The following is a 6000-nucleotide window of genomic DNA, read 5'->3' as shown; positions in this document are numbered from 1 at the left end:
CGCCCGGCGGCACCTCCGGGTTGATGTCGAAGTTGACCGAACCTTGTGCGAGATACGCAACGTCCACGACGGTCTGAAGCATGACGTGTCCTCCGTGTCTTACTGCCCCGACCACAAGGCGGGCAGGCTGGATTGGATTGCCGTGATGATGCCGACGCCGGCAGCGATCACGTCCTCGGGAACGTCGATGACTGCTCCCTTGGTCTGGATGGGCACGCCGTCGAGGGCGCGCCAGGTGGGCAGGCTCGATCGGGCCGCCGAGGCCAGGAAGCGGTGCCAGCCGATCGCCCAGTGCGCAGCCACCGCGCCGGTGACGATCGAGCGCAGCTGACGCACCTCCTTCGGGGGCTGACCGGGCGCGTTCGCCACGGTGACCAGGCCGAGCAGCTCGCACGCCAACCCGCGGTTGCGGTGCTCGAGGATCAGATCGTGGGCGCTGGACAGGCCCTGGATGGTTTCCCGGCAGACCACCACCACATACGGCGATTCGGTCTCCCGGGCGTCACCGCACGGCCACCGATGCCGCGCATCCTCGGCGAAGTCCCAGTACCGGGCGAGGGTGGAGACCCCGGCCCCGCCGTGCGCGCCGAGCAGCCACACCGCCGGCCCGGGCGCAGCCACCGGGTACGGATCGACCCGCACCTCGACGCTGATGCGTTCTCTGCTGCTCATGCCAGCTCCTCGGTCCCGGCCCGGTGGTCGGTGTCGTGGTGGCCGGCCTCGACTCGGCCGAGGGCGTCGAGCACGTCGGTCCAGGCGTCGATCGAGTCGACCGACAGGTGCCGGTGGTCGACGGTGCCGGGGCGAGCCAGGCTCGCATCGAAGGGCACTTCGACGAACCCGGCGGTCAGCGGGGCCAACGCCTGCCGGATCGGGGTCAGATCGACCAGGCGCTGCGGAAGCTGGTGCGAGATCGACACCACCGTGCGGGAGAGCACGTCCGATCCGTAGGTGCGCATCAGCCATTCGAGGCCGTCGCGCATCCGGCTCAGCGGCTCGGATCGGGCCGGGGCGACGACGACGATCGCGGCACCGGCGTCGATCAGCGGAGCCAGACGGCGCGAGCGCAACGCCGTTCCGACATCGTGGATGCGGGCGAGATGCCGATCGGCGAGAAGGCTGTCCACCAGCACCGAATCCGAGGATTCGCCGTGTCCGACGACCACGGCACCGGCCGTGCTGAGGGCCATACGGGAGCCGAGCTGGCGGATCGCCCGCGCAGAATCGATCGGTTCGACCCCGGCGCGGTCGAGCAGGTTTCCGCCGCCGAAGGTGCCGTCGATCGCCGCGACCTGTGCATCGGTTCCCAGGCGCAGGGCGGTGGCCAGGCCGAGGCAGGTCGTGGTCGCGGCCGCTCCCCCGGAGCCGGCCACCACGATGGCCGAGAGGTGTTCGGGTTGCTCGATTTTCGGGCTACGGCGAAATGCAACAACGTTGTTCATCGATTCTCCACGTTCGCGATCTTCAACCCGCCGTCGGCGGGCATGGTGGTGATCCACTGCTTGTGGATGCCTTCGTCTCCCACGGGCGGGAACTTCAGCAGCACATCGACCGACCAGCGGTTCGGGTCCTCGGTCGGCAGCACGCTCACGCAATGCTCGGTCCCGGCCGGAACGGCGTCGATGAAGCTCTGAATATCGCTGCCGGGCAGGACCATCAGCTCTGCGACGGCCTGGCCGTCCCGCTGGACGTAGTAGGCGTGCTCGAATGCCTGGATCACCGCCGGGCCGGAATCGCGTCCACCGGGGCCGTTGCCGACGATCCGGTCGGGTTCGTCGACCGGGGCGCACCACAGCGGCGGCGCCGCGGTCGCGGTCGTCGAGGGGGTGGTCGAGGGCGAGGCCACTACCGAGGAGGACGGCAGCGGCGGCGCCTGTGGTTCGTCGGTGCTGCCGGTCATCGCGGTCACCACCGCAGCGGAGACCACCGCCAGCACGGCGACACCGCCGCCGACGAGCATCCAGGTGCGGGACCGATCGCCGCCCGGCTTCGCGGGAGCAGCGGCAGCGGTGTCGGTGACCGGCACGGCGGGGGCGCTGGTGGGGGCCTCGGCCGACTCGGGGGCCGGAGTCGGCCGGGGAGGGCAGGCACGGCCGATCGCGGACTTGAGACCCCCACGGCTGCGCTGCGAGATCACCAGCGGACCTCGCGGAATGTGGACGTGCACCCAGTCCGGGGCATCGGCATAGGGATCGACCTCGGTTGCGGCATCGCCGTTGTCGGCAGGGTCGTGGGCCCCGGGATCGGGGAGAGAAGGTACGTCGGGATCGGGCTCGCCGGTGGTGTCGGCGGTGAGAATCGGTTCGAGTTCGGTCTGGATCACCGCGTCGGCATCGACCGGTTCGAGGTCCGATGCCACCACCGCGTCGGCGATGGTCTCGTCCGGGATCGGGAAGTACAGCGATCCGGTCGCAACGGTCTCGGTCGGAGTCGGCTGCGGCCCGTAGTGCTCGGTCACGTCCGGGAAGAGTGTTCCTCGATTGTCGGTCGACAAAGTGTCCTCCGTCGTCGGGTGGTGGGGGCGGGGCGTGCCCGCCCCCACCGAAAGCTGGTCGAGCAGATCAGGCCGGCACGATCCCGTCGCCGATCGCGGTCGAGATCATCTCGGCGGCAGTGCCGGCCGAACCGCCGAAGAAGGTGTCCAGAGCGCTGTCCACACCGGCGATCACGCCTTCACCACCGGGCTGGACCTCGACCCACTCACGGACCTGCGAATCGACCTGCGGAGCGGTCTGCACGACGTTCTGAACTGCGTCGGCGGCGGCCTGTCCGACCGGGCCGGAGGACTGCCACTGCTCGACCGTGGAACCGGCCTGCTCGGTGAGCACGTCTTCACCCACGTCCGGCAGCTCCACCTCGATGGGCTGACCTTCGTCGTCACCGGCACCGAAGGCGGTTCCGGCAGCCAGACCGGCCGCGCCACCGAGCACTGCGCCGGGAACCGCGCCGACCGCAGCGCCGATCGCTGCTCCGGCTGCGGTACCGGCGACACCGGTAGTGACCTCGGGCAGCACCGGGATCGGCAGCGGCACCACACCACCGGCGGTGGCACCGGCGATACCGCCGATGGTGCCGCCGATCAGGGCACCGGGAACGGCACCGGCCGCCCCGCCGGCTGCCGCACCGGCCACCGTCGCGCCGATCTGAGCAGCAGCGACACGATCGGCACGGCTGGCTTCGATACCGATCGACTTGTAGAACGTCGCCACGTCCGACCGGATCAGACCGGCGGTGTTGTTGGTGCGCTCCCGGTCGTCGTCGGTGACCCAATTCGGCTGGTTGAAGTGGACATCGCCGATCATGATCTTCTCGGGCGGAGCGATGTAGATCGGTTCCGGCTCGACCGGCTGCGGGGCACGCAGCTCCAGCGGGTTGATCGGCGCCGGAGTGGACTGCCGCTCATAGCGGTTGGTGTCGTAGTTGTAGTCCGGCAGCGGCGCGTACTCGCGCTGCTGCGCCGGCGGCGGGGTCCAGTAGATCTGCTTGGCCGGCGGCTTCGGCGCGCTGGTGGTGCCGCCCTGAGTGGACGGTGCCGGGGTGGTCACCCCGCCCTGCGAGGGCAGCTCGACCGGAGCTGCCCAGGCCACACCGGTGCCCGCTGCCACGATCGCGGCGGCCGTGGCAGGCACGACGCTCGCCTTGGCGATCCGTGACGGCCTGTGATGCTTGCTCATCAGTGGTTCTCTCTTCTGTCGAGGCGTGAATCAGTTGAGTTCGGCGGCCGAGATGCCGCCTTGATCGAGCACCGTCGGTCCCGCGTCGACCACAGTCGTGGTGGTCACGGCCGGTTCCGAGGTGGTGGACGTCGCCGTCTGCGACGACGGGGTGGTCGAGGTGGTCGCCGACGGCCGGACCGTCGTAGTGGTCGGCGTCGTCGCGGTGGAGGTCACCGTCGTGGAGGTGGTGGAGTCGGCCGCAGCGCTGAGGTCGGATGCCACCGCAGCGAGCCAGGAGGCAGCGAACCGGGTCGGGGCCTGTCCGCTGGCAGTAGCCGGGACCGACCCGTAGGAGCCGTGTTCGGCGGCGACATTGCGCACCGTCGTCATCGCCACCAGGTCGAACGCGTCCCGGTTGGCCTTGACCTCGTTCTGCACGACCTGGAACGCCTGCCGCACCAACCGCTGCGAGGTCGCCGGCGGGACCAGCTCGGGCAGCACACTGACCGTCTTGGCCGCGAGCACACCGAAGGCCGCGGCCGGATTGGCCAGCCCTGCCGCCGCGACCGCTGCGATCGTCTCCGGGGTCAGCACCTTCTTGACGACCGTGACCGCCGCGTTGATGCCGATCAGCCCGACCTTCATCAACGCTGCCGTGACTTCCTGTCCCGTCGGAGCTTTCGCCCGAGGATCGGATGCTTCGGCCAGCCGCTGCGAGATGGTCTTCTTCGGCTGGACCGAGATCGCCGACAGCGCGCTCTTCGGCGCCTGAATGTCCTGGTTGACCACATCGACGGCGGTCTTGAAGGCCGTCGATGCCAGTGCCCGTCCGACCGTGGAGATCGCGACGAACGGATCCCCGCCGACCTCGACCTGACCGGCGACGTTGACCACCGCCCGCACGACCGGGGCGTTCGCCGGCGCATCACAGGCCAGATCCCCGCCCTGGCACCAGGACGACACCCGTCCCGACAGGCTGCCGTAGCTGCTGGTCAGATCGGCCACCGGCCCGATGCCACCTCCTTCGGGGGCGGTGAACGACACCGCCGACAGCGCCTTGACCGCCTCTCCCCTGGTGCCGGGAACCGGCGACGGGGCCGTCTGCGAGGTCCCGGGGAACAGTCCCGATCCGGGGCTGCGGGTCGGCGCGCCGAACAGGGCACCGGCTGCGACCGAGCGGGCCGGAACGACCCCGGTGCCCTTGCCGACCGACCGCAGGAAGTTCGACGCGGCATGGGCGCCCTGGGAGAAGCCGACGACGGCGAGCTTGGCCGAAGGGCACTGCGAGAGCACCTTCTGCGCCGCCAGGGACAGGTTCTCCTCCCCTGCCGTCACCGACTCGACATACGACTCGGTGCCGCCTGGCGTCAGGCCACCGAACGAACCGGGATACGGCACATACGCCCGATCGACGCTCGCGCCCAGCTCACGGGCCTGATCGAGCAGCGGACCCATGATGTTCGAGAGCATTCCGGTATCGACCTTCACCGGCGCGTCCGGCGACGTCTCGGTGGTGCCCTGCATCCCGAGCACGTACAGATCCGGGCAGTCCGAGACCAGCTCACCGAGCCAGTGCGGTTCATCGCCCGTGCTCGACTGGGCATAGGCCGGGGCGGTACCCAGGCCGGCAGTAGCCAGCACAGCCGCCGAAAATGATATGGCCGCAAAGCGTTTGGGCCACGCGCTCATATTCCCCTCCTTCACGGCTACGACCTTACTCCAGATCGAAGTTATTTCCCACAGTTATTTCCTACAGAATGTCGGCGGCGATTTCCACCCAGCTGCGCATATGCGGCAAAGTTGGTGCGAGAGTTACCGGAGTGGACCCGAGACGGAGGTGAGAGTGCCGCGCCGCGCCCTGTACGGGTTCGATCCCACCCGGCTCACCGAGGTGCGCCGCGAACGGGGCCTGTCCCGCTCCGATCTCGGACGCCTGTCCTCGGTCACCTACAACACCGTTCGCAACTGGGAAACCGGTGAGAGTGCACCGAGCCCGAGCACACTGGAGCGAGTGGCCGAAGTCCTCGGAGTCACAGTGCACGAACTCGCCGTCGTGCCAGAGCAAGCGCAGACCCTCGCCAGCTGGCGGACTCGCAGAGGTCTGGCACAGTCCGACATCGCCCAGGAGCTGGGTATGTCGAAGTCCACCTACTCCCGGCTCGAACGAGGCGAACGCTCCCCGACGAGTGACGAGAGGCGGAAGTTGGCGACCATTCTCGACACGAGCGAGGAGCAGGTGACGTCGCTGTGGATGCGCGCTCACCGCAGACCGGGCGGATCACGCTGACACCACCGGCACCCTTACCTGCGTTCATACGTTTGACCGACCAAGCGGAAACCCCCA

Annotated in this window: 6 protein-coding genes; 1 reads left to right on the top strand and 5 read right to left on the bottom strand. The window is 69.2% G+C overall.

Annotated elements, in window-relative coordinates:
* Window positions 1–99: 99 nt before the first annotated feature.
* The 5 genes from AIIKEEIJ_RS31515 to AIIKEEIJ_RS31495 form a co-directional block, all read right to left on the bottom strand.
* Entirely contained in the window at window positions 100–672 is a 573-nt protein-coding gene (locus AIIKEEIJ_RS31515; RefSeq protein ID WP_161997140.1) for a DUF6668 family protein, read from the bottom strand.
* Window positions 669–1442 carry a hypothetical protein gene (locus AIIKEEIJ_RS31510; RefSeq protein ID WP_161997139.1) on the bottom strand — a complete coding sequence of 258 codons (774 nt, stop codon included), beginning with the start codon at window positions 1440–1442 and terminating at the stop codon, window positions 669–671. The genes AIIKEEIJ_RS31515 and AIIKEEIJ_RS31510 overlap by 4 nt, the downstream gene beginning before the upstream one ends.
* Window positions 1439–2458 (bottom strand): hypothetical protein, encoded by a 1020-nt coding sequence (locus tag AIIKEEIJ_RS31505; RefSeq protein ID WP_338021033.1) that lies wholly within the window; start codon window positions 2456–2458, stop codon window positions 1439–1441. The genes AIIKEEIJ_RS31510 and AIIKEEIJ_RS31505 overlap by 4 nt, the downstream gene beginning before the upstream one ends.
* Before the next feature lie 103 nt (window positions 2459–2561).
* A complete protein-coding gene (locus AIIKEEIJ_RS31500; RefSeq protein WP_174565242.1) occupies window positions 2562–3674 on the bottom strand; it encodes an insoluble domain protein in 1113 nt (370 codons plus the stop codon).
* 30 nt (window positions 3675–3704) lie between these two features.
* Entirely contained in the window at window positions 3705–5345 is a 1641-nt protein-coding gene (locus AIIKEEIJ_RS31495) for a cutinase family protein (RefSeq protein WP_161997137.1), read from the bottom strand.
* A gap of 154 nt (window positions 5346–5499) precedes the next feature.
* Between AIIKEEIJ_RS31495 and AIIKEEIJ_RS31490 the strand changes: the two genes are divergently transcribed.
* Window positions 5500–5943 (top strand): helix-turn-helix transcriptional regulator, encoded by a 444-nt coding sequence (locus tag AIIKEEIJ_RS31490; RefSeq protein ID WP_072815205.1) that lies wholly within the window; start codon window positions 5500–5502, stop codon window positions 5941–5943.
* Window positions 5944–6000: the final 57 nt, after the last annotated feature.

This window comes from Rhodococcus sp. YH1 (genome assembly GCF_009939605.1).
Taxonomy (GTDB): Bacteria; Actinomycetota; Actinomycetes; order Mycobacteriales; family Mycobacteriaceae; genus Rhodococcus; species Rhodococcus aetherivorans.
The sequence above is the reverse complement of the archived record's forward strand: the minus strand, read 5'-3'. Positions and strand labels throughout refer to the sequence as shown.